Source organism: Holzapfeliella floricola DSM 23037 = JCM 16512, from assembly GCF_001436605.1.
GTDB classification, from domain to species: domain Bacteria; phylum Bacillota; class Bacilli; order Lactobacillales; family Lactobacillaceae; genus Holzapfeliella; species Holzapfeliella floricola.
Genome location: NZ_AYZL01000008.1, coordinates 33,274 through 56,442, shown reverse-complemented (window position 1 = coordinate 56,442; position 23,169 = coordinate 33,274). Strand labels below are relative to the sequence as shown.

At 33.5% G+C, this 23,169-nt stretch carries 20 protein-coding genes and 1 riboswitch; of the genes, 1 reads left to right on the top strand and 19 read right to left on the bottom strand.

Annotation, left to right across the window (positions count from 1 at the left end):
- Positions 1 to 165: 165 nt before the first annotated feature.
- The 14 genes from FC86_RS01430 to FC86_RS01365 form a co-directional block, all read right to left on the bottom strand.
- A complete protein-coding gene (locus tag FC86_RS01430; RefSeq protein ID WP_056974254.1) occupies positions 166 to 1,428 on the bottom strand; it encodes a DUF1542 domain-containing protein in 1,263 nt (420 codons plus the stop codon).
- A 199-nt stretch (positions 1,429 to 1,627) separates the two neighbouring features.
- Positions 1,628 to 3,088, bottom strand: coding sequence for a PH domain-containing protein (locus FC86_RS01425; RefSeq protein WP_056974253.1), 1,461 nt, complete (start codon positions 3,086 to 3,088; stop codon positions 1,628 to 1,630).
- On the bottom strand, positions 3,081 to 3,557 hold the full coding sequence (locus FC86_RS01420) for a PH domain-containing protein (protein WP_056974252.1): 477 nt from the start codon (positions 3,555 to 3,557) through the stop codon (positions 3,081 to 3,083). The genes FC86_RS01425 and FC86_RS01420 overlap by 8 nt, the downstream gene beginning before the upstream one ends.
- A 51-nt stretch (positions 3,558 to 3,608) precedes the next feature.
- The gene (locus FC86_RS01415; RefSeq protein ID WP_056974251.1) at positions 3,609 to 3,956 is read right to left on the bottom strand and encodes a fluoride efflux transporter FluC; all 348 of its coding nucleotides are present in this window, start codon (positions 3,954 to 3,956) and stop codon (positions 3,609 to 3,611) included.
- Entirely contained in the window at positions 3,953 to 4,354 is a 402-nt protein-coding gene (locus tag FC86_RS01410) for a fluoride efflux transporter FluC (RefSeq protein ID WP_056974250.1), read from the bottom strand. The genes FC86_RS01415 and FC86_RS01410 overlap by 4 nt, the downstream gene beginning before the upstream one ends.
- Before the next feature lie 54 nt (positions 4,355 to 4,408).
- Positions 4,409 to 4,470, bottom strand: a riboswitch (Fluoride riboswitch).
- Positions 4,457 to 4,636, bottom strand: a complete 180-nt coding sequence (locus FC86_RS01405; RefSeq protein WP_056974249.1) for a hypothetical protein — start codon at positions 4,634 to 4,636, stop codon at positions 4,457 to 4,459. Its footprint overlaps the riboswitch before it by 14 nt.
- A 64-nt stretch (positions 4,637 to 4,700) precedes the next feature.
- On the bottom strand, positions 4,701 to 5,921 hold the full coding sequence (locus FC86_RS01400; RefSeq protein ID WP_056974248.1) for a restriction endonuclease subunit S: 1,221 nt from the start codon (positions 5,919 to 5,921) through the stop codon (positions 4,701 to 4,703).
- Positions 5,914 to 7,473: a type I restriction-modification system subunit M gene (locus tag FC86_RS01395; protein ID WP_056974247.1), complete on the bottom strand. Its 1,560-nt coding sequence runs from the start codon at positions 7,471 to 7,473 to the stop codon at positions 5,914 to 5,916. Before FC86_RS01395 ends, FC86_RS01400 begins: the two co-directional genes overlap by 8 nt.
- Positions 7,474 to 7,493: 20 nt before the next feature.
- On the bottom strand, positions 7,494 to 10,379 hold the full coding sequence (locus tag FC86_RS01390; protein ID WP_056974246.1) for a type I restriction endonuclease subunit R: 2,886 nt from the start codon (positions 10,377 to 10,379) through the stop codon (positions 7,494 to 7,496).
- Positions 10,380 to 10,481: 102 nt separating this feature from the next.
- Positions 10,482 to 11,354 (bottom strand): ROK family protein, encoded by an 873-nt coding sequence (locus FC86_RS01385; protein ID WP_056974245.1) that lies wholly within the window; start codon positions 11,352 to 11,354, stop codon positions 10,482 to 10,484.
- Positions 11,355 to 11,539: 185 nt separating this feature from the next.
- Entirely contained in the window at positions 11,540 to 12,541 is a 1,002-nt protein-coding gene (locus FC86_RS01380; RefSeq protein ID WP_056974244.1) for a hypothetical protein, read from the bottom strand.
- Between the two features lie 90 nt (positions 12,542 to 12,631).
- The gene (locus FC86_RS01375) at positions 12,632 to 14,527 is read right to left on the bottom strand and encodes an FtsX-like permease family protein (protein ID WP_056974243.1); all 1,896 of its coding nucleotides are present in this window, start codon (positions 14,525 to 14,527) and stop codon (positions 12,632 to 12,634) included.
- A gap of 172 nt (positions 14,528 to 14,699) precedes the next feature.
- Positions 14,700 to 16,526 (bottom strand): FtsX-like permease family protein, encoded by a 1,827-nt coding sequence (locus FC86_RS01370; protein ID WP_056974242.1) that lies wholly within the window; start codon positions 16,524 to 16,526, stop codon positions 14,700 to 14,702.
- Positions 16,527 to 16,541: 15 nt separating this feature from the next.
- Positions 16,542 to 17,300 (bottom strand): ABC transporter ATP-binding protein, encoded by a 759-nt coding sequence (locus FC86_RS01365; protein WP_056974241.1) that lies wholly within the window; start codon positions 17,298 to 17,300, stop codon positions 16,542 to 16,544.
- Positions 17,301 to 17,489: 189 nt separating this feature from the next.
- Here FC86_RS01365 and hflX point away from each other — a divergent pair, with 189 nt between their 5' ends.
- Positions 17,490 to 18,758 carry a GTPase HflX gene (gene hflX, locus FC86_RS01360; protein WP_056974240.1) on the top strand — a complete coding sequence of 423 codons (1,269 nt, stop codon included), beginning with the start codon at positions 17,490 to 17,492 and terminating at the stop codon, positions 18,756 to 18,758.
- Positions 18,759 to 18,784: 26 nt separating this feature from the next.
- On the opposite strand, the gene FC86_RS01355 is transcribed toward hflX, so the two are convergent.
- From FC86_RS01355 to FC86_RS01335, 5 genes are all read right to left on the bottom strand, one after another.
- Positions 18,785 to 20,041, bottom strand: coding sequence for an ABC transporter permease (locus FC86_RS01355; protein WP_056974239.1), 1,257 nt, complete (start codon positions 20,039 to 20,041; stop codon positions 18,785 to 18,787).
- Positions 20,034 to 20,933, bottom strand: coding sequence for an ABC transporter ATP-binding protein (locus FC86_RS01350; RefSeq protein WP_056974238.1), 900 nt, complete (start codon positions 20,931 to 20,933; stop codon positions 20,034 to 20,036). The genes FC86_RS01355 and FC86_RS01350 overlap by 8 nt, the downstream gene beginning before the upstream one ends.
- 99 nt (positions 20,934 to 21,032) lie before the next feature.
- Positions 21,033 to 21,686, bottom strand: coding sequence for an amino acid ABC transporter permease (locus FC86_RS01345; protein ID WP_056974237.1), 654 nt, complete (start codon positions 21,684 to 21,686; stop codon positions 21,033 to 21,035).
- A gap of 16 nt (positions 21,687 to 21,702) precedes the next feature.
- Positions 21,703 to 22,344 carry an amino acid ABC transporter permease gene (locus FC86_RS01340; protein ID WP_056974236.1) on the bottom strand — a complete coding sequence of 214 codons (642 nt, stop codon included), beginning with the start codon at positions 22,342 to 22,344 and terminating at the stop codon, positions 21,703 to 21,705.
- Positions 22,341 to 23,165, bottom strand: coding sequence for a transporter substrate-binding domain-containing protein (locus FC86_RS01335; protein WP_056974235.1), 825 nt, complete (start codon positions 23,163 to 23,165; stop codon positions 22,341 to 22,343). Before FC86_RS01335 ends, FC86_RS01340 begins: the two co-directional genes overlap by 4 nt.
- Positions 23,166 to 23,169: the final 4 nt, after the last annotated feature.

Here is a 23,169-nt window from a genome sequence, read left to right as displayed (position 1 = left end):
ATCTCTATTCAAGAAATGAATCATTTTATAACGGTATCTTAGGTTATGTATCCTTCAAATATACCGTAGGTAATGGCGACATTAAAAGAGTTAGCGATATAAAATTTATTAATACTGATTTCTATTAAAACTAAAATCCCCCTAAATATAATTTAGGAGGATTTTTTAATTACTCGGACCTTTGCTGATTGACCATGTTGCTGTCCCCGTATACGTTTCGGCATGCACGTTTTCAGGATAAACAATTAGCTTAACTCCTTCACTTGATTGTCTTTTTAATGTAAACTCACCACTTCTTTGAGTTCCTGAAATAAAGGCAAATGCTGTATTTGGCTTATATAGCTTATTACCCAACGCATACATAGCGCTTAGCGTATGTGTTTTAGACTTCAAATCTGAAATTGATAAGTTAACATTTATGTTTGACGGTGTAGTGGCATTCATCACTACCAACAGACCCTTAATCACTTGATCGTCCACAGTTTCATAGATTGTTTTTTTAGACTGGATTAATTGCACACCGAAATTTAAGTTAGGCAAGCTAGTGATTGTAAATTCACTTAAATTACCATAAGCATCGTTCATATTATCAATGGCTACATCTGCAATAGTTTCTATAGACTGTAATGTTTTATTTTCAAATTGAGTCTCACTATTAATTTTTTGAACAGCCTTACCCAATATATCTTTGATGTCAGAAGAGACCGCTTCTTTTGTTTTTTGACTTAAACTCGAATCATTTATTTTTTTGATTAAATCGTCATAGGTTTTTTTCAGTTTATCGATATTTTGGTCTTTTTCCGATTTCAATAGTGCTTCGTTGTATTGTTTTCCAAATTGACTATACTGTAGAATTCTTACAGCTTCAAATGACGGATAAACAGGTCTTGTAACTTCAGTACTTGAAATCATATAACTCGATATAAACGTGTTTTGAGGTATGAATGATCGACTTAGTGTGATGTAAATATTAGCGTCACCGCCATTATAACCACTTCCAAGATAAACTCCTGAAGAAAAAACTTTATAGCCATCCGAATCTTGTCCAACTCTATTTTCAAAGTTGTATTTCTTTTTACTATTGGGGGGTCTAGGATCTGCTTTGGCTCCAACTGGATCAATGCTAATTCCTGAAACAATTTTCTCTAAGTCTTTAGAAAACTTCACTCGGTATTCTAAAAACCTTTCAGCCCCACCTCTGGTCATTGGATACCCATATTGATAGACCAGTTGAAATTGACCACTGCTTGTCTTTTGTAATCTTGGAGTTGAAATAGCAATATTAGAAGCAATAAAAGGATATCTTCTCTTATTACCATTTGTTCGTTCACGTTCACCAACCTCATTTTCATAATTAGTATCAGAAAAACCATAACTTGTTTTGGCATTAACAGTATCAACATTAAAAGCACCTAGGATTAATATCATTGAAAGTAAGGAGCTCAAAAACCGCATACTTCTAATGCGATTATATTTATAATAATTGGGCAACACATTCTCACTTCCTCTTTTTTAAAAGTGAAAACACATATTAATTAATTGTTTTTCACGTCACTATCTAGTTTACACTAGTCTTTTAATATCCCACAAGTTAACAGTTCACTAATTAAATTAAAATATTATATTTTTAATTTTTATAGAATTCTTTTATCTGTTTACTTATTTCAATTGGAATAAAACGCAGTTTGATTTGCTCACCATGTCCACTGCTGATTTTAAGAGGTAGCTTGAGATGTCCGATTTTTTGATGACGATAAAGTAATGGCGTTGTCCTCTGTGTAATATTTTGCACTTTCTTCTTATCCAAAAAATTAATTTCTTGCGTTAAAAAATGATAACGCTGAATACAAATAAAGCATTGCTGACTAAAACCATAACCTTGTCCCTGGGCTTGTAGGTAATTACAAGCTAAAATAAATAGGCTACAAAACACAGCTAAAATAACAACCCAAATAGGTACAAATCGCCAAAATATAACTTCAAAACCCACCAAAATTGCCATTACTAGTAATGTCCAACGCATAAAGTACCATAATCGATTTTGCGTTAATAAGCTGATTTTAGGTGTGTGCAATTGCCATTCTGGTAAGTAAACAGATAAGAATGAATAAACTTCAGCTGTCTTAATAATAGGAAATAAGTATGTATGATTATCACTATTATCTTCTTTACTTTGTTTATCTTGACCACTGTACACATAAACTAAAATAGATGAAAAACCAAATAAACGACGAATCGGATGTTTTTTCACTTGAACATTTTGAATTTTGTGAATAGGAATTTGTTGCGTTTTTTCTTTTAGCAGACCACTCTTAATAGTCAACGTATTTCCTGTTCGAGCAATGCGAAAATCATAATAATTCAAAAGTGTGCGAATCAACGAATAGATAAAACTTAAAATAAGGACTGAAAAAATACCCATAATAATATAAAGCGTACTACTAAACATTACCCGAGTCACTTCGCTATTAGCTTTACTTCCCGCATGTTCTAAAATACGTGCTCCTAATCCAGCAATCACAGCTGACGAAGCTAAAATATTAAGATTAGTAATCGCAAATAGCAAGATATGTGAAGCCGGTAGCTTCTTAACTGCTGCTCTTTTTTGGGATTCACCCGTTTCAGTTGGTATTTTTTCTACGAATTCTTGTGATGTACTTTGCGGTTGACCTTGATTACGATACTTTTCAATCAAATCAAAAACAGCAATTGGAACAACTTTCAGTACTGCTTCTGATTTATTATCACTACCGCCAGCTGTTTCTATGTTGACTGTCGTCAAATCAAATGGTGCTAAAAAAAACCATTGGCTTTGGCGAACTGTTTGAATGCGATCATAAGGAATCACAGTTGTCGTTTTTTTGATAAGACCCTTTTGAATTGTGATATCTGCTTCATCAACCGTGTAGTAAGTCGTCAAGTAACTTACAATTTCTATTACAATATAAAGGACTGGCAACCATAGAAAAGTTAGTCGACCACTTGCAGCTCCTAAAATTGCCAAAATCAAAAAACCAACTAGCGTTTTGAATGACTTAAACAATGCCAGCACTAACGCCATTGGATGAAAACGTTTGTGATTATACATTCAAATCAGCCACCTTTGCACGTTTTGTCACTTCTTCACGAAGTTCAGAAGCTGTACTTGGATTAAGCCCTGAAATACTATGCTTTGTTGCAGCAGTGTGAATAATTAATTCTTCTAAATCAAAAATTTTAAGTATCGGGCCTTGTTCAATCTCAATATGTTGTACACGATTAAGCGGCACATAAACGGTTTTTCTAAAGAAAACCCCACGTTGAAAAGATATCGCATCCCCATCAATTTGATAACGATGAAAGTGATAACGATAAGGAATCAGCACTAAACTCCCCACAAAGAAAGCAACAATAGCAATCAACACTATTGGCATTACCCACTCCTTGTATGGAATTGGAAAAATATTGCCAACTGTCCCCACAACAATCAACGAAATAATTGCCTCAACAATATCTGATATAAACCAGGCTTTTTTAATTCGGCTAGGCATTTTTTGTGTTAGTAATTGATAATTCATCTTAACTCCTCCTGTTTTGGCATAAAGTATAACACAAGAACTGAACTTATTTTATAACCAGTACCCCAATGCCACAAAGATTAGACCTAAGCTATAGGTTACAACCATATGAATAACAAATAATGACAATTTCTTTTGCCTCATTAACTGAACTAATTCAACATTAAAAGTTGAAAAAGTGGTGTATCCACCCATTAATCCTGCACCTAATAATGGATAAGCCCACCATGAGCTATAGTTGTTGGCAAACACTCCCAGCAAAAAGCTTCCTGATATATTAATTATCATAGTCGCTAAAAAAGAATGAGTAAAATGTTTACGTTTATTCAAAAGTGCTGTCAAATTACGGCGACAAAGTGTGCCAACACCACTAGCAACTCCAACTAATAACCACATCATTTATCACTCTCCTCTTGCTCAATTACTTGTTCATCTGTTTCTTCGTGTGCTACTCCTGTTAATAGTGTCCCTAGATAGGCCAATAAAAAACCACCTAACACTGTTATAGTGGCATAGATTAACAAAGCTATGAATTGACCCTTAATAATCAAGGTTAACGTATCAAGCATCGCACTTGAAAACGTCGTGAATGCCCCAAAGAATCCTACCCCAATAATTTCTTTAAGTAGTGGGCGCTCTTTTTGGCGATCATTCCAAATGGGTAATAAAAAAGCCCCCAATAAATTGATGATAAGTGTTGCAATAGGAAACCCATTGATCATTAACCCTTGCCCGATAAAATAGCGCGTGATACCACCAATCGCCCCAAATATAAATAATAAAACTTGTAAAATCATGTTTCTTCCCCCAATTAATCTATTCAAGCAACAAAAAAACACCTGTTGAAATAAGCTTCAACAGGTGTCATCAGCAATACTTGCATTTAATGGCGAACACCATCACCGTTTATTTTGAAAGTGTCTTTTTAGTTGTGGAATCCAAAAGACAATCACATAACCGACTGCCATTCCCATTAACGTAAAGACAAGTACGGCACTTTTGTGTTGGTTCATTAGGATAATCCCAATAATTAAACCAATTAATGTACAGATACCTAATATCCATCTATTCTTTGTCATACTGTATCCCTCAATATCTTTACTATTATTATTCCACGATAATGACTTCTTTGCAAGGGATGACCTAACAGAATAGCTTTTGCAGATAGCCTTTTTTCAGTTGTTTAAGATGTTCAATCTTTTGTTTCCTAAAATAAATTAATTTATCTATTTTTGTTAAGAAATTGGCTATTTTATTTTGTTCATCGTAACCAGGAACCAATAAATCTAGATTTCCTAACGTCGACTTATTAATACTGGCTTGACTGACTGCTTTATTTGATCTGGAGATTATCCAATTTTTATATTCCTGCTTCGATAAGGTGTAGAAAATAAAGTAAGGATTAACGTTATTTATGGGAGACATTCTTAGTAAATTAATACCATGATAAATGGGTATTTCTAGATTAAATACTGCCATCTTTCCTATATGTTCAATAGAATTTATATTGCTAAACAGTATATCACCTTTTTTCAGAATTTTTTCTGCACTCGGTTTGGAATTAGTAAATCCTAATTTAGTTATATCTACAAATTCTTTTGAAATAGTCTCAATTCTAGTTAACTTATATCTACCACCATTTAATTTTACGTCACCCGAAATACCATTATTGAAATGTACTAATTGGTCAACAAGTTGTTTTACCCACAAAGTTTCTAGTCCTTTAAATCTCAGAGTTGGATAAGAACTGTTTCTCGATGGAATAATATTTTGAATATAAAAGTTTTTCATAATGTAATTATGGTTCATTTTTTTCTCTTGAAGTTCGATTAGCTTATCTATTTTTTTTAAAAAAGAGCCGATTTTTTGTTGTTCTTGTTCTAAAGGCATTAAGAAAGAGAATTTTTTAATATTATTTAAGCTAATAAATTTTTGGGTATTCCCTACGTTACTTTTTTTAATATAATTGGTGAAAGAACCTGATTGCAATAAAAATAATGTGAATAAACTATCTAATGAGTAATATTTTATTAAAGCAACGTTCTTTATAGCAAAATCATCTGAACTAACCCGAACAGGATTGCCTATCGTTCCTATCATTCCAAACAAGATGTCGCCAATATCGACCTTTGATCTATCATTTATATGATTAAAATCTTTTTTTGATATATAAGATACATCACTAAAATCTATTTTGTTATTTTTTAAATTTTTAGAAGTTATTAAAGGATAACCTTCCCCGACTTTTCTGGGTGATTCATGAGTTCCATCCTTAACAATGGCAACATTATTTAACTTGTTCTTCTCCCACTCACCTTCAAAGCCCTTAAATCTTAGTTGTGGCACTAATTTTTCTTTATTCATCAACATCAGTCTCCACTAATTGAGCTTCCATTTCAGCAAGTTCGGCTTCGATTTTGGCGATTTGTTGGTTCACTTCTTCAATATCAGCTTTCACTTGGTTGATATCGATTTCAGGCTCGGGTTCAAAAGTATCCACATAACGGGGGATATTTAAGTTAAAGTCATTTTCTTTAATTTCATCAAGTGAAGCCACATGTGCATACTTATCCACATCTTCACGAGCTTCATAAGTTTGTAAGATTTTATCAATGTGAGCTTGAGTTAAGCTATTTTGATTTTTACCTTTTTCAAACTCTTTTGAAGCATCAATAAAGAAGATGTCTGTTTGTGGACGGTTCTTTTTGAAAACAAGAATAGTTGTGGGAATTGACGTTCCAAAGAATAAGTTAGCAGGTAAACCGATAACCGCATCTAGCACATTATCTTGTTCAATCATGTACTTTCTAATAACACCTTCTGCAGCTCCTCTGAATAGTACACCGTGAGGCAACACAACAGCCATCGTCCCATTGTCATTCAAGTGGTAAAGCATGTGCGTCACAAAGGCTAAGTCAGCTTTTGATTTTGGTGCGACTTTACCATACTTACGGAAACGTTCATCAGTTAACTTATCAGCATTATCCCAGTTAGCTGAATAAGGAGGGTTTGCCACAACCGCATCGAACTTTTCATCAGGGAAGCGGTCATTTTCAAGCGTATCCCCTTGTCTAACACTGAAGTTGCTATAGTTAATGCCATGCATTAATAAGTTCATACGAGCCAAGTTATAAGTGGTTGAATTCCATTCTTGACCGTAATAATGACCAATTCGAGCTTTATCTCCGACAGTTAGTAATAATGATCCTGAACCCATCGTTGGGTCATAAATAGATTTGATTTCATCTTTACCTGCGGTTACAACACCTGAAATAATTTTTGAAACTTGTTGAGGGGTATAGAATTCGCCAGCTTTTTTACCAGCAGAAGCGGCGAATTGACCGATTAGATATTCATAGGCATCCCCTAGGACATCAATTTCAATCTCACTTGAACGGAATGAAATATTGTTCAAATTCAATAACACTTTACGCATTAATTCAGTACGTTCAGCCACAGAATTACCAATGCGTGAAGATTGCAAGTCCATATCATCAAACAGCCCTTGGAAGTCTTCTTGTGACTCTTCACCAATAGTTGAACTTTGAATTGAGTTAATGGCATTTTGTAATTTTTCAATATCAAATTCGCCAGCCTGACAATCTTTCACCAGTGCGCTGAATAAATAACGTGGCTTAATTGTAAATCCTAGCCCTTCGATAATATTCTCAGCTAATAATTTCTCATATTCTGGATTATCATAAGCAGTCTGGTAATCAATACCTTCACCATCTAAAAGCATCACAGCTTCTTCTTCAACTCGATCAGATAAAAATCGATAAAAAATTAATCCTAAAATATAGTTTCTAAATTCGCTAGCATCCATATTCCCACGCAAATCGTTAGCAATTGCCCACAAGTGCTTTTGTAATTCTGCTTGTTGCTGAGATTGGACATTTTGATGTTCTTCTGTCATAAATTTACTCCCTTATTAATCTAGTCTAGCGCTTTGTAATAGTCGCCAATTTCTTTAATAAAAATCATAATCTGTTCTTTTTTTCGGTTTTTTTCAATCAATGATAAGCCGCTAAGTTCTCTAGTAATGCTTCTAGAATCACATTCACCTCTGAACTTGTACTCATCTAGTTGATATTTCAAACTTTCAACTGGGACATCGACTTTTTGCGACATTTTTTTGAATTGTTGTTCTTTTTGTTCCTGAACGAATTGGTTGAACTCACTCAAAATATCAATATTAGCTTGTTGTGCAAATTGTGGTACTTCTTCTTCTAAGAATTTAACCAATAATTCTTTTTTAGTACGAAGTTGTGATTGCGCAGCTTGCTCAATTTGTTGTTTAATTTTTTCACTGTGATCAATAATATCGTCAACCGTGGACATGAAGTCAATATTTTGAATCAATCCCATAATGTAGCTCACATCAATATCATCTTGTTGAATCAAAGCTAGTTCAAAATCTAAATCATCCACAATGGAAATCTTTTTATTATTCTTTGATTCACGTTCTAGGTATTCAACAGCTTCACGATATTTACTCTGGAAAGATTCGTATTGTTGTGCCGTGAGATCTAATGAGAATTCTTCCCATGCAAATTCATCATAAACACGTATTTTATTATAGATACGTAACACATCACGAAAAGCCTTGATGAAATCACTAATGTAGTCTTCACCCTTATTGTACAAGTTATCCACATCTTTTGGCTGATTAATAATGTCATGTAATTTCTCAATTGCTTGTCTGAAGTTTTCAGCCATTTCTTCATAACTAGGTGCCAGGAAGGCTTCTCTTGACCCATCTGAGAATAAACGAATTGCCTCATCTGTTTCAGGCTTAAGATTACGATAATTAATAATATTACCAAATGGCTTGTTCAAGTTATCGATTCGGTTAGTTCTTGAATAGGCTTGAATTAACCCATGATGCTTCAATTTTTTATCCACATATAACGTTGATAGTTTGGGGGAATCAAACCCGGTTAAGAACATATTAACCACAATCAAGACATCAATATTTTGCTCGGGGGTTTTGAGATGATGTTGCTTCATACGCATTGAAATATCATTGAAGTAATCTTTAAAGTCCTCAACAGAAAAGTTTTCACCATAAAGCTGGTTATAGTCTTTTACAATGTGTTCAAGTCCATGACGAGAAGTGACATCATCTTGTCCTTGATGGCTTTCATTATCTTGTTCATTAGCTGCCCAAGTGAAAACACTCGCAATATTTAACTTTTGACCTTCTGGGTTTTGTTCTTGTAGTTTTTTGAATATATCGTAGTAAGCAATTGCAACTCGTGTATTTGGCACAGTCAAAATTGCATTGAATTCTCCATTTTTAGTATATTGGCGATGATTCAAAATAATATGCTTAGCAATTTGTTCTAGACGGTCAGGATGTTCCATAACTTCTTTTTTATCAACAGAATTTCCATCAGCCTGACTCTTCTCATCAACATCTTTTGCATCAAAGGTTTGCAAATATTGCACATTAAAGCCAAGAACATTTTGATCACGAATGGCATCTTTAATCAAATAATGATGCAATTCTTGGTCATATAGATCTTGAGTGGTTCGACCATCTGCACCAATATTTTCTTTAAATATTGGTGTCCCGGTAAATCCGATATGTTGCGCATTTTTGAACCAATTATTCACGTTTTTACGCATGTCACCAAATTGACTCCGGTGTGCTTCATCTTCAATGAAAATTACTTTTTTATCACGATAAGGTGCTAATAGATTTTTATAGTAATCTTTTGACACCGCATTATTCATTTTTTGAATTGTTGTAATAACCAGTTTTTCATCGGTTTTTTGTAACTGTTTGACCAAGGTCTTAGTGTCATCTGTACGATCAATAGCCAAATCACCGTTCTTAGCTCCCAGGTAAGAATTAAAGTTCTTAGATGTTTGCACGTCCAAGTCATTACGGTCAATTAAGAAGATGACTTTGTCAACGTCATTACGCTGTTTCAACAATTGACTGGCTTTAAATGAGGTAATGGTTTTTCCAGATCCTGTTGTATGCCAGATATAACCATTTTTGTCAGGATGATTTTCAACTTGGTTAATAATTCCTTCGACTGCGTAAATTTGATAAGGTCTCATCACCAACATTCGGCTGTGACTTTCATCAAAAATGACATACTTCGCCAAAATAGAATGCAATCGTTCTGGTGGGAAGAATGAATCTGTAAACTCTGTGATTTCATTCAACCATTTATTATGTTTATCCGTCCAACGAAACATAAATTTTGAATTAAGATTACCATCACCATTGGCAAAATAACGAGTATCTTCACCATTTGATACGACAAATAACTGCACCATACGAAACAAACTATCTTTAAAAGTTTCATTACGATAGCGAATGATTTGATTAAATGCCTGGCTGAATTCAACACCCCGACGTTTTAACTCAATTTGTAGCAACGGCATCCCATTAATCAAAACGGTCACATCATAACGATTTTCATAACGGCCCATCATTGTAATTTGATTGGTCACTTCATATGTATTAGCTGCTGCATTCTTTACATCAAAGATATTCAGAAATAATGACTCACCGTTATCTCGAATAATACTAATCTTTCCAACAGGTGAATTGATTGATCCCCTTAAATCATAACTAATTTTATAATGTGATTTAGGTCCAACAATTTCAGCATATACACGTTGAAATTCTAAGTCCGTTAAGGGCTCACCCTTCAGATTATCTTTGTTGCGCTGATTCAGTATCGCCCTGAAATGTGCTAGCAACTCATTATTATCTTTAATGGTGACATATTGGTACCCCAAATTTTCAAGTTGTTTAATAAATTTATTCTCAAGTTGAGCTTCTGATTCATATTGGCCCATCAAAAGTCGCCTCCTTATCCTCCACGTCTTTTAATTACTATACTACTATAATTAGACACAATAAAAAAGCACACAGACAAGCGTCTGATGTGCTTTTAGTTTTTATCTTGCAACTTTTTCAGCTAGTAACAATGAACCAATAATACCCGCATCATCACCTAGTGAAACAGGTACAATATAATCTTTTAAGTCTGGTAATGTGATGTAACCGTTCATCATTTTAGCGAACTCATCACGAATCATGTCCATCAAGTGTTCTTGTTTAGAAACACCACCACCAAAAATCATAATATCTGGTGAAAATGTTAAGGTGAAATCTAAAGCAGCTTGTGCTAAGTAGTAAGCTTCAAATTCCCATGCTTTATGGTTTTCGTTTAAATCGTAGGCTTTTTCACCCCAACGTGCTTCAATAGCAGGACCACAGGCAAGACCTTCTAAACAGTCTTTATGAAATGGACATGTTCCTTCAAAATTATCTTCAGGATGTCTTCTCATCATTAAGTGACCTGTTTCAGGATGAGCACGACCATTATAAACTTCGCCACGCGTAATCACACCACTACCAACTCCTGTTCCGATAGTTGTGTAAAATACATTATCGAAGTTTTGGCCGGCACCTAGAATGTGTTCACCATAAGCGGCAACATTTACGTCTGTTGTCCAAAGCATTGGCACATCATAATGTACTTTCATGTCGCCGATGAAGTTATAATTTTGCCACGCTACTTTTGGTGTATCTGTAATGTAACCGTAGTTTTCTAACTTTTCATTCACACCAATTGGACCAAATGAACCAATCCCAAAGGAAATAATGTCATCTTGGTATTGATCAAAGAAATCAAAAACTTGTGCCATTGTGTCTTCTGGCGTCGTTGTTTTGATTGTTCCACGTTTTAAAATTTCACCATTCTTGTAACCGACTGCCACAGCAAACTTGGTGCCTCCGGCTTCGATTGCGCCATATAATTCTGTCATGCTCTATTCCCTCCATCAAACTTCTACACTTAATTACGATAGTATGTTGTTTTAACTATTAATCCTGTTATATCAATATAATCACAATGACTAGATTATCGTGAAACCGTTATCACGTCAACATCATTCACACTAATTTGTTTTAATGAAAACGTTTTCTCTCTAACATTATAACGTATTTTAAACTAAATCCAAGACCATTTTTTTGCAACAAATGTACTAAATACTAATAGTGCAAAATAACATGTTGAGATTGTTAAGGTTGATGTGAAAAACAACTGAAGATCAACAGACGTCCCGCCAAGTGCAATAAAATTCAAAAACGAAAATCCCGCACCTAATGCAACCGGAAGTAAAAATCCCGTAAACATTTCAAGACGAATAGAAGGCGTTTTGACATGATTTTTTCTAGCTAAATAAACTCTCTGATAAAGATAACTTAAAATTTGATAGAGTACCACTAACGATAATACAATCGTGAAAATAAAGCTCAAGCTATAACTTAACCATTTTAATTGACGGTGTTGCGTCATAATTTGGTTATATTTTTGACTTTTAACAAACGAAATAATTTTGTTTTGGGGCAAGTTCAGCTGTTTCTTTTGTAAGTTATCGATAGTTTGATAGGTTTCAAAGTCTTTAGTGAAGTCTTCTGACTTCAGCAATCTTAACTGCTCTGCATCACTTGGCACTTGTTGAAATTGTAACTCAGTAACTGCTTGTACTTGATTAAAGGGCACGATACCTTGAAATAGTTGTTCAAGATACGTTGTTACAGAATTAGGTAGATGATTTAAAGTCAAAGGTGACATCTTTTGACCATTTGATAATTTAAGTGGAAAATTATTCAATTCGTCAATCGAAACAAACAAAGTCCCATTATGAACTTTATAAGCGTAAAATGATGGATCTTTTAAGTTGAGCTGCTTAACTTGTTGATCAACTTGTGGGCTTGTGCTATAAACCACACCATCATAATAGATATTTGCTAAGTTAGACTCTGTTGTCCGAGCCATTTGTTTTCCCGCAATCAACAAACTGGTAGCAAGTCCTATAAGAAGCATTAGACCAACAGTCACTGAAATCAGTTTCCTAATAGAAAAGTACGGTGTAGCAAACGAACTATTATCAAATCTATCTTTCAATCGTTGTTTTAATTTTTTACTTTGCATGATTAATCCTTTCATTGAACTCCTCCACTTATAATAATACAGCAAATTGATTAAAACTTAAATTTTTATTAACTTTAAAACAAAACTGATTTCCCCATAACTACTTTAATCAGCTGTTTTCAACGCTTCCTTTTGGTAAATAAAAGCAACTAGAATCGCAATAACCAGATATAAAATAACACAAACCGTGATTGGCAAAATACTTAATCGATAAATATCGATGGTTAGATAATTGAATATTTCAAGCCCAATTAGTGTAGTTATTACTCCTGGAATCATTGGCAAGATAAAGAGTGATAGAACTTCTTTGAACAGTGCCTTTTTCATAACTGATGGTTGGAATCCTTGAGTTTGCATAGTTTGGTAAGTCGCTTTATCCTGTTTGAAAGATTGCCACTGCTTGAAGATTAGGATTGAAACAATCGTCATCATTAGTGCCAAGCTAATTCCAATTGCAAAAGTTTTCAAAATAGCAAATTCAGTACTTAAATTTCTAAAGTAAGTAATCCCTTGACCTCCGACTTGGCTATTTCTCATACCACCAACTCTATCGTCGCCCATCTTGTCTCCAAGTTGTAACTTTTCAATAGCCATTAGTGCTGGCCAGTTTTGTGCAATACCACCTTTGGTTTTAATAAGTTGAATTTCATTTGAAGTTGCTTGGACTTGGTCAAATTCTGATTGATCAACATCGTGATAAGTCACATCTTCTGGCAATTGAAATGTGTTAATCCAAATGTCATTATTGGGTTGAATTAATTCATAGGATGAGGCAATTGTATGCTTCAATTCTTTTTTGGCATTCTCACCTTGATAGCTTGTAGTTTTATATTTCAAACCATTATCATTGACTGGCGATGCGCTAAAATCAGCAACCTTCAATTTTAGCTGTTGTGTTTCTAATTCGTTTTTTAGCATGTATACATTCTTACCATCAACTTTGTAATGGTAGGTTGTTTTTTCTTCAATAGGTAACTGTTTAACTGATTCTGTAACTTCGGGTTGATGATTATAAATCACCGTATCATAAAAAGTATTATCGTTAGTTCTTTCAGCACTTACATTTGTAACAGAACTAGCTACTGCTGTAGCACCTATTGCAACAGCAAACAATAAGGTTACTAAACTAAATCCTTTAACATGATGAATAAGCTTTTGGTTAAGTTGGTTCAAACTCATATCATGAAGTTTTCGATTTTTGAACCAAGACCATTTCAATAGTAGTTGAATAACTGTTGGATAGAATGCATTAAAGAAGAAATAAACTCCTGCAACAATCGCAATTGATGTTGTGATTAGTGCTAAGGATTGTGTTTGATAATTCAAAATATCGTGGCTTGCATAATAGGCGACTAAAAAGCCAATACCACTTAAACCTAATTGAACAACTACTAGCCAAGGATTGCGATATTTTCTACTTTCTTCCTTGTAAATTTTTGGCATTATACCACTAACATGAATCTTGTTAGCGACTACACCTACAATAGGTAATCCCACAAAAACCAGCGTAATGTCAATTAAGCTAAGTACGTGAAAACCGACAAATCCTTTAAGTGCAACTCCTTGTGTACTAGCTATTAAGAATCCCACTAGTTGTGAAACAGCCATACCCACGATTACACTTAGCAATAACATCGAAATACTAATCGTTAATAGTTGAACTAGAGTCACCGCAGTTACTTTTGATTGTTTGTCCCCTAGTCGATGGCTTATTTGCTTATTTTGTTGCGCCTGATTTAATAAAAATCGATTAAGATACCCCATATATATCATAGTAATAATAATTAATATGACTTCTCCCACGATAAAAACGGGCGCGTCTTGTGTCATAATCAGCGTCTGGTTAGCGCTTAATGTTTTAGTTAATGTTGAAAAAGTATAAATTAATGTACTTAAAACTAACAGTCCTAAAAATAAGATACTGTATTTTTTGTAGCATTGACGTAAATTTTCAAACGCCAGTTTCATAATTGTGCCAAATTTAATATGTTCTTGTGTCATAAATGATACCCCCCTGATTTGTTTACAATTTCTATGCTATCAATCACTAGAAGGTTGTTACATCGATTTAACTTACAATTTAGCCCTCAATCTTACAATTTTGTAAGATTTGATTAAAAAACTAAAATTTTTATTAATCTAAAACAAAAAGCCAACAACTGTTGGCTTTTTGTTATTTTCTTTTTCGTAACACAATTGAGCGATAAATAAAGAATGTCAGTAAATAATATAAAAAGTATAAAGTCAAAAAGATAGTTACTGGCACTACTACTGTCCCATAAATTTGTGGAATCATAGTTACTTGAAATAATTTCAGACCAAATAACATATGTGTTAATCCAACTAGCGCTGGTAAAACAAACAGAACTGCTAATTCTTTAGCAATTGAACGGGTCATAACTGAACGACGTGTTCCTATTTTATCTAACATTTCATAACGTTTTTTATCTTGGTGTGCTCCACTCAAAATTTTAAAAATTAAGATTGAAGCTAACATTGTTAAAAAGGCCACTCCCAAGAATATTCCCATAAATTGAAAACCAGAATAAGTACTGTTAAAGAGTTGATAGTAGTTAATCACTTGTCCACCAACTTGTGCTTGTGTCATAACATCTAAACCTAAACTAGGAGTTGCGTTTTGTAATTGATTCAATGCATTCAAACTAGAAAGATTTTCACGAATACCTCCAACTGTTTTTATCAATTGAACTGAATGTTGAGTAACTGGAATAGTATTGAAAGTTGACCGATTAACATACTGATAGTTGACGTCCTTTGAAGAAGCAAACAGTTCATTTTTAGGATGCAAATTATTATAAGCTGACGTGATCAAATCGTTGACGCTGTTTTTTGAACTATCACCACTATAACTTGTGACTTTGTTATCAGGTGTTTTCATTTTCATTGGTAGTGTGTTTAATTCGTCTGATAAAGCATAAATCGTTGATCCTTCGACCTTATAATGAAAAGTTGTTTCATCTTCAATAGGTAATTTCGCTACAGCTTTTTTAACACTATCTTTTTCGCTGTATATAGCTGTGTCATAATAAGCTAAATTTTCTGAATTAGTAAAAGTCAAGGTTCTCATCGATAAAGATACTGTAATTGCGCCTACCGCCATAGCAAATAAGATTGATACAACAGTTAGGATTCTTGTGTACTCTGTTATTCTAAATTTTATTTGATTAATCGTGAAGTTATTTAAATTACGATATTTTACTCTATTAGATTGTCTCAAGATATCAATAACAACACCAAATATCGACTTAAATAATAAAAAGGTTCCGACAACAACACCAATTAGTGCTAACCAAAAGCCATCTGTTTTCAGTATCATAATATTATTCATAGCATAATAACCAACGATGAGCGCAATTAAACCTAATATAAATTGAGCAAAGATAAGAACTGGATTTCGACGATATTTAACAGGTTTTTCATTACTTTTTAGTAATGACAATATTGGAATGACAGATAGCTTAATTCGATTAAATAACGCTGCAAATAGAAACAAAACGAAGAAAAAGGCCATTGTCCATAATATTGCTGGCATGTGAAAGCCAATAAAGCCATTAATTGAGAGACTTAAATTACTAATTAGTAAATTAGCGACACCTTGAGTGGCAAATACCCCAATAACTAATCCAACTACTGTTGCCAAAATCCCTAAAAATAAGGTTTCTACGAAAATCAAATTACCAATTTTCGAACTTTTAGCACCTAACATCATGAATAACCCATAATCTCTTTGCCGCATACTTAACAAAAAACTATTCGCATAAATAATATAAACCAGTGTGATTAAAGCTAGTAAAATATCACCAATTATAAAGACGACCCCAATAATAGAAATTGTCGTATTTTGTTTTAAAAATTCTGGATTTGTCGAAAGTGACAAAAACATGTAGAAGATAGCACTTGTCACAATTAGACCAGAAAATAATACGAGGTAGTCTTTAAATCGACTTTTCAGTCCCGATAATGCTAATTTAAATAACATGTTAGCTCTCCTTTTTTACTGTTCATAAGTTCCTAGTGTTTGAATAATTTCTTGATAAAAATCAGAACGTGAGTTTTGGCCACGTTTTAATTCGCGATGAATTTCACCATCTTTGATGAATAAAATACGCTGTGCATAACTAGCTGCTGCTGCATCGTGAGTGACCATCAAAATTGAAACAGCATCTTCTTCATTCAATTGTTGCATTGTATTCAATAGTTCTTTTGCACTTTTTGAATCTAGCGCACCTGTTGGCTCATCTCCAAATAGAATTGAAGGCTCATGAACTAACGCACGGCTAGCTGCCACACGTTGTTTTTGCCCACCTGAAATTTCTGATGGATATTTGTCTAAAATTTGAGAAATTCCTAACTTAGTAGCAATTTTTTGCACTTTAGGTTTAATTTCTTTTGAAGATACATTTTGCAACGATAAAGGTAAAGCAATATTCTCACGGCAAGATAAATTCTCAAGTAGGTTAAAGTCTTGAAAAATAAAACCAATTTCACGACCACGAAAATCTGCCATTTGATTTTTTTTCAACTGCGTAATATCTTGTTCATTAATATAAATATGACCACTCGTTGGTTTATCTAAAGTTGATAACATATTCAATAAAGTAGTTTTTCCTGAACCTGAAGCACCCATAATTCCAATAAATTCACCTTTTTGTACTGAAAAATCAATATCTTTTAATGCCTGATATTTTTTTTCATTGCGCTTGCCATAGATTTTATTTATGTTTTGTACTTTTACAATTTGATTATTTGTCATAATTGGCCTCCTAATTTGTTTACACGATAATCATATCATTTAGATTATTTAGACTACATTTATTTACCTTACAAATCCCCTAAATTTTCTTACAGTTTTGTAAGATTGTCATTTTTAAGGGTTTTATTCGCTTTTTTGACTTATATTGGTTATGATGAAATTACTAAAACTAATAGATGAGGTAACTTAATGCTCTCAAATAATATCGAAAAAACAAAAGTTGTCGTAGCTGGCGTTGATGCTCAAAAATACAATTTTGACTATGCTATTTCAGAATTAAAAGAATTAGTATTTGCCAATAATATGACAGCTAGCGCAACTTTGACACAAAAATTAGATAATCCTGTATCCGGCACTTACTTTGGTAAGGGAAAACTTGAAGAATTAAAACAATTATGTGAACACAAAGACGTAGGCACCGTTGTTTTGAATGATGAATTAACACCCACTCAAATTCGAAATATCGAAAAGATAACTGAATTGAAAGTCATTGACCGTACTGAATTGATTTTGGAAATATTTGCCCAACGTGCACAAACTAAGCAAGCTATACTTCAAGTTAATTTAGCTCGTCTACAATATGCTTTGCCCCGCTTACATCCATCCGAAAATACCTTAGACCAACAACGTGGTGGTGCTGGATTTGCTAACCGTGGTGCTGGTGAGACAAAACTAGAAATTAATCGTCGAACCATTCAAAAAGAAATCACACGAATTAAGCGCCAACTTGAAGAGATTGAACAAACAACATTGACGCAACGTAAAGACCGTCAAAATAGTGATTTACCTAAAGTAGCCTTAGTCGGATATACTAACGCTGGAAAATCTTCCACTATGAATGCTTTGATTAAAGCGTTTACAAAAAACCAAGAAGATAAAGCAGTATTCGAAAAAGATATGCTATTTGCCACACTTGATACTAGTGTTCGTCACATTCGATTACCTCACCATCGAGAATTTATCTTAAGTGATACGGTTGGATTTGTTAGTCGTTTACCTCATAATCTAGTTGAGGCTTTTAAAGCAACTTTACTTGAAGCAAAAGAAGCTGACTTAATCATTCAAGTTGTCGACTACTCTGATCCCAATTATCGTGAAATGATGGCAACAACTGCTGATGTTTTAAAAGAAATTGATGCTGATAAAATCCCAATGATTTTGGCCTTCAATAAAGCTGATAAAACCGATACACCCTATCCTCAAATTAATAGTGACGAAATCATCTATTCAGCAATTGAAAAACCATCAATTTTACAGTTCTCTGACTTTATTCAAAAACAAATTTTCAAAGACTATGAAATAATTGATCTAAAAATTCCTGCTACAGATGGGAAAACATTAGCATATCTACAAGGCAAAACTGAAATCATCTCACAAGAAATTGTAGAAACTGATTTTTATATCAAAGCTGTCATTAATCCAAATGATAAAATTTGGTTGAAAGATTATCTCAAATAAAAAAATCACCTTAAAAGGTGATTTTTTTATTTGACTTGATTTTCACGTCTGATAAATTTGATTGAATGCGCTAAACGTTTCCAAACTGATTGATCGCTGTACATTAAAACATTTGAAGCGTAAAGTTTAGCACCGAAGTATGTAATTAGACCTAAAAACACAATTGAGATTAATAGTGATCCTAATCCTACTCCACCATTCATAAATCCAAGACCTATTTTTGCAGGTGCTATAAAAGATGAAATAAAAGGAATATAAGATAGAATTTGAGTCAAAATATTATTAGCATTCATGGAGAATAATGCTCCAAAATAACCTAAAAGAATCAGATAAGTCAATGGTGCAACCATCTTTGGACCGTCTTCTGTCTTAGACGACATTGATCCTAAAATTGCAGCTAACACAATTGTATAAATGACTGCTACTAGCATGAATAAAACCACGAACATAAAGAATGGTGTCATAATAACTTGATTAATAATAAAATTGCTAATTTCATTATCTTTGAAATAAGTTAGTCCTACTGCTGCAAGAATACCGTAAAATCCAATATAAACAGCAACCATCATCAATACACCAATAATTTTTCCATAAAAATGGTTTTTTGCAGGTGCACTTGAAACCAAGACTTCCATAATTCTTGTTCCTTTTTCTGAACCTATTTCTTGTGCCACGATATTAGCAAAAGCTAAAACAATAAAGAATAAGACAAAGACTGCTCCCATGGATACGCCATTATAGATTGATTTTTTAGTTTCAGGATTAGATAATGCTTGTTCAAGTGTTTGTGTATCGTTAACATCTTTAAACTGAACAGCTGATGGCTGGCTTAGCGTTGCCAGTTGTTGGTCTGAAATACCTGCCTGTTTAGCTGTTAAGTAACTTTGAGCTTGCGTTACAATCCCAGATAATTTCTGCTGAACTTCATTATTTGCATTATCTGTAACAATCGTAAGGTTGTTAACTTGTTCAAAATCGACATAAGCTTGAACTTTTTTATCTTTTAATTCAGTCTTAGCTTCACCAATATCGTTTACTGGTTGAAAATTTTGATTCAATGTTCTTAATGTTTCTTTTGTTTGTTCATTTGTTGATACAACAGCAATGGCAGTTGACTCATTAGTTTTTGAATCAGAACTAGCTGCTGATGACCCAGCAGCTAAATAGCCTATTCCAAATGTAAGCAAAAAACCAAAAACTGGTAAAATAATCATAACCCAAAACGAAATTGTCTTGGCATTTTTCATAAAGACATTACGCGCGATAATCCATGTTTTATTCATTTGGTGCACCTGCTTTCATTCTAAAGATTTCTTCAAGTGTAGGTGGTTGTTGATTAAACATTGGAATATAACCTTGTTTTGTTGCTAAATCAAAAATAGCTTTCCCTGCTTTTTCATCTGTTAAAACAACTTCTAGCACACCATCTTCGTGAACAAATGCATTTTTAACACCTTCGATATTTGAGACATCTTGGGGTGTTAAATCAGATTCTAAAAAGATTCTCGTACGCCCAAATGAACGACGGATTTCAGATACCTTACCTTTTAAGACTGTTTGACCACTCTTTAGCATAATTAAATGATCACAAATCTGTTCAACGTTATTCATATTATGACTTGAAAAAATAACGCATGCCCCTTGTTTTTTCAGTTCTAAAATACCGTCTTGCAAGATACCTGCATTGACGGGATCAAGTCCACTGAAAGGTTCATCTAAGATAACAAGTTTTGGGTCATGCAATAGTGTCGCAATCAATTGAACCTTTTGTTGATTTCCTTTAGATAACTTTTTAAGCTTATCTTTTTTATTACCTTTAACTTGAAACTTTTCCATCCAATAATCAATTTTGGGCTCAATATCTTTGCGTTTCTTTCCTTTTAATTCTGCAAAGAAAATTAACTGATCACGAATTGATAGTTTGGGATATAATCCTCTTTCTTCAGGTAAATATCCAATAATGTTATAATCGTCAGCACTAATTTCTTGACCGTTCCAGAAAATTTGACCTTCATTTGCTCTCAAAAACTTCAATAGCAAACGAAAAGTTGTCGTTTTTCCAGCCCCATTTTGTCCAATTAACCCCATAATTTGACCTTCTTCAATTTTGAAAGACAGGTCTTGGACAGCTGTAACGTCACCAAATGTTTTAGTTACATTTTTAAACTCCAACATAGTTTTAACTCTCTTTCCTATAGATATATTAAAAACACGTCCAATCTTATCACAGAACGTGTTTTTGAGTTGTAATATTAATAATATGTTTAAAAATCCTTAATTTTTTAAGCGACGATCAATAAATCCTGCAAATAGTGACAATAAGTAGTTCACTACAAAGTAAGTTGCAGCCACCAAAATAAAAATTGGAATCATGTAATTCGTATCTTGTCCATAAATCACTTGTGCTCTTTGCATTAAATCAGGCAACAGGATAATTGTGGCAAGCGATGTATCTTTGACTAATGAAATAAATTGACTCACAATTGGTGCAATCATTTTCTTCAGTCCTTGTGGAAAAACAATGTATCTTAACGTTTGTAAATAAGTTAACCCATTTGAACGTGCAGCTTCAGTTTGACCTTTATCCACAGCTTCAAGACCAGATCTAAAAATTTCAGCTAACATAGCTGATTCAAAAATCGTAAATGCAAAGATAGCTGCTGAAAAAGTACTAAACCGAATCCCTATTTGTGGCAATCCAAAATAACTAAAAAATAAAATTAATAATAATGGTAAATTCCTTACAATATCAACTAAAAACCCAACAAATGCAGAGACTTTAGAAATTTTACTGTAGCGAATAATTCCAAGTATTGCACCAAAGATAGAACTTAAAATAATTGAAATTACAGAAATTTGAATTGTTATCCACAATCCTTGCAACAAGTAATTTAAATTAATCCAAGTATATGCTCCTGACCAGTTCATTGTCTCACTCCTTCCACTAATTAGTTATTTTCTTTTCTAAATGACGCATATAATAACTCAATGGCATGGTTAAAATTAAGTAGAGAAGACCAACTATTAAGTATGTTTGATTCGTTTGAAATGTTGTGGAGGCAATGCTGTTAGCTTGATACATCAAATCTGCACCTGCCACAAATGCTAGAATACTGGAATTTTTAACCAAGTTGATAAACTGATTCCCTAAAGGTGGAATAACAACTTTAAATGCCTGTGGTAAAACCACATGCCACATTGATTGAAGATAACTCATCCCATTGGAACGTGCAGCCTCCATTTGACCCTTACCTATACTTAAAATACCAGCTTTAATAACCTCAGCAATGAACGCTGATGTATATATTGTTAACCCAATACTTCCCGCCATAAATCCGTTAATTTTTATAATGTACATCGGAATGACAATATAAAAAATTAAAACAATGACTAACAACGGTATGTTTCGGAAAACTTCAACATAAGCTTTTCCAATAAACCTTAATAGACGATTAGGACTTATTTCAAATAACGCAAAAATTGTTCCTAAAATCAAACTACCTATTAAAGCAATTAAACTTGAAAAAACTGTATTCAATAAACCTGTTAATAACTGGGGTAAATGTTCTTGTATTATTGTAATCATTTGACTTGACTCACCTCAAATCCTGGAATTGATCCAAACCACTTATGAATAAGCTGATCATAACTACCGTCTGCTTTAACTTGTGTTAATGCTTGGTTTAATCTTTCTACAAAATCTTCTTGACCTTTATTAGCAGCAATTCCATAAGGTTCTGTTGTAAACGCACCGCCCACAACTTCATATTCTGAATTGTTTGCAGCTAGGCCATACAAAATCCCGTTATCTGATGTCAATACATCACCTTGACCTGATTTCAATGCCGTAAATGCTTGGGCTAAATCACTTAATTCTAAAACATGCGCATTAGGCGCTGCTTTCTTAATGTTTTGAACTGAACTAGAACCTTGTAATCCCAAAACAGTTTTAGAACTATCTAAATCTTTAACATTTTTAATTGAGCTGCCTTTTTTAACCAATAACGATTGTCCAGCATTAAAATAAGGTTGTGTAAAATCAAGTTGTTTTTGTCGAGCTGGTGTAATCGTCATAGTAGAAATTAAAGCATCAACATTCCCGTTTTTTAGCATTGGCACTCGACTTGAACTCGTTACAGTTGCAAACTCGACCTTAATATCATCACCGAATGCTTTTTTGGATAACAATTGGGCTAAATCATCTTCAAATCCTTCATGTTGACCATTTTCTACATTAATTAAACTAAATAACTTTTGGTCCCCTTTTACTCCCCAAGTTATCGTTTTAGTTTTTTCAACTCTTTCAGTAACGCTTTGCTGTGCTAAACTTTGTCCACAAGCGGTTGTTATTAATCCTACGATTAGAATAACACCTAAAGCGCCTAATTTTTTGAGTACTTTTGGCATACTT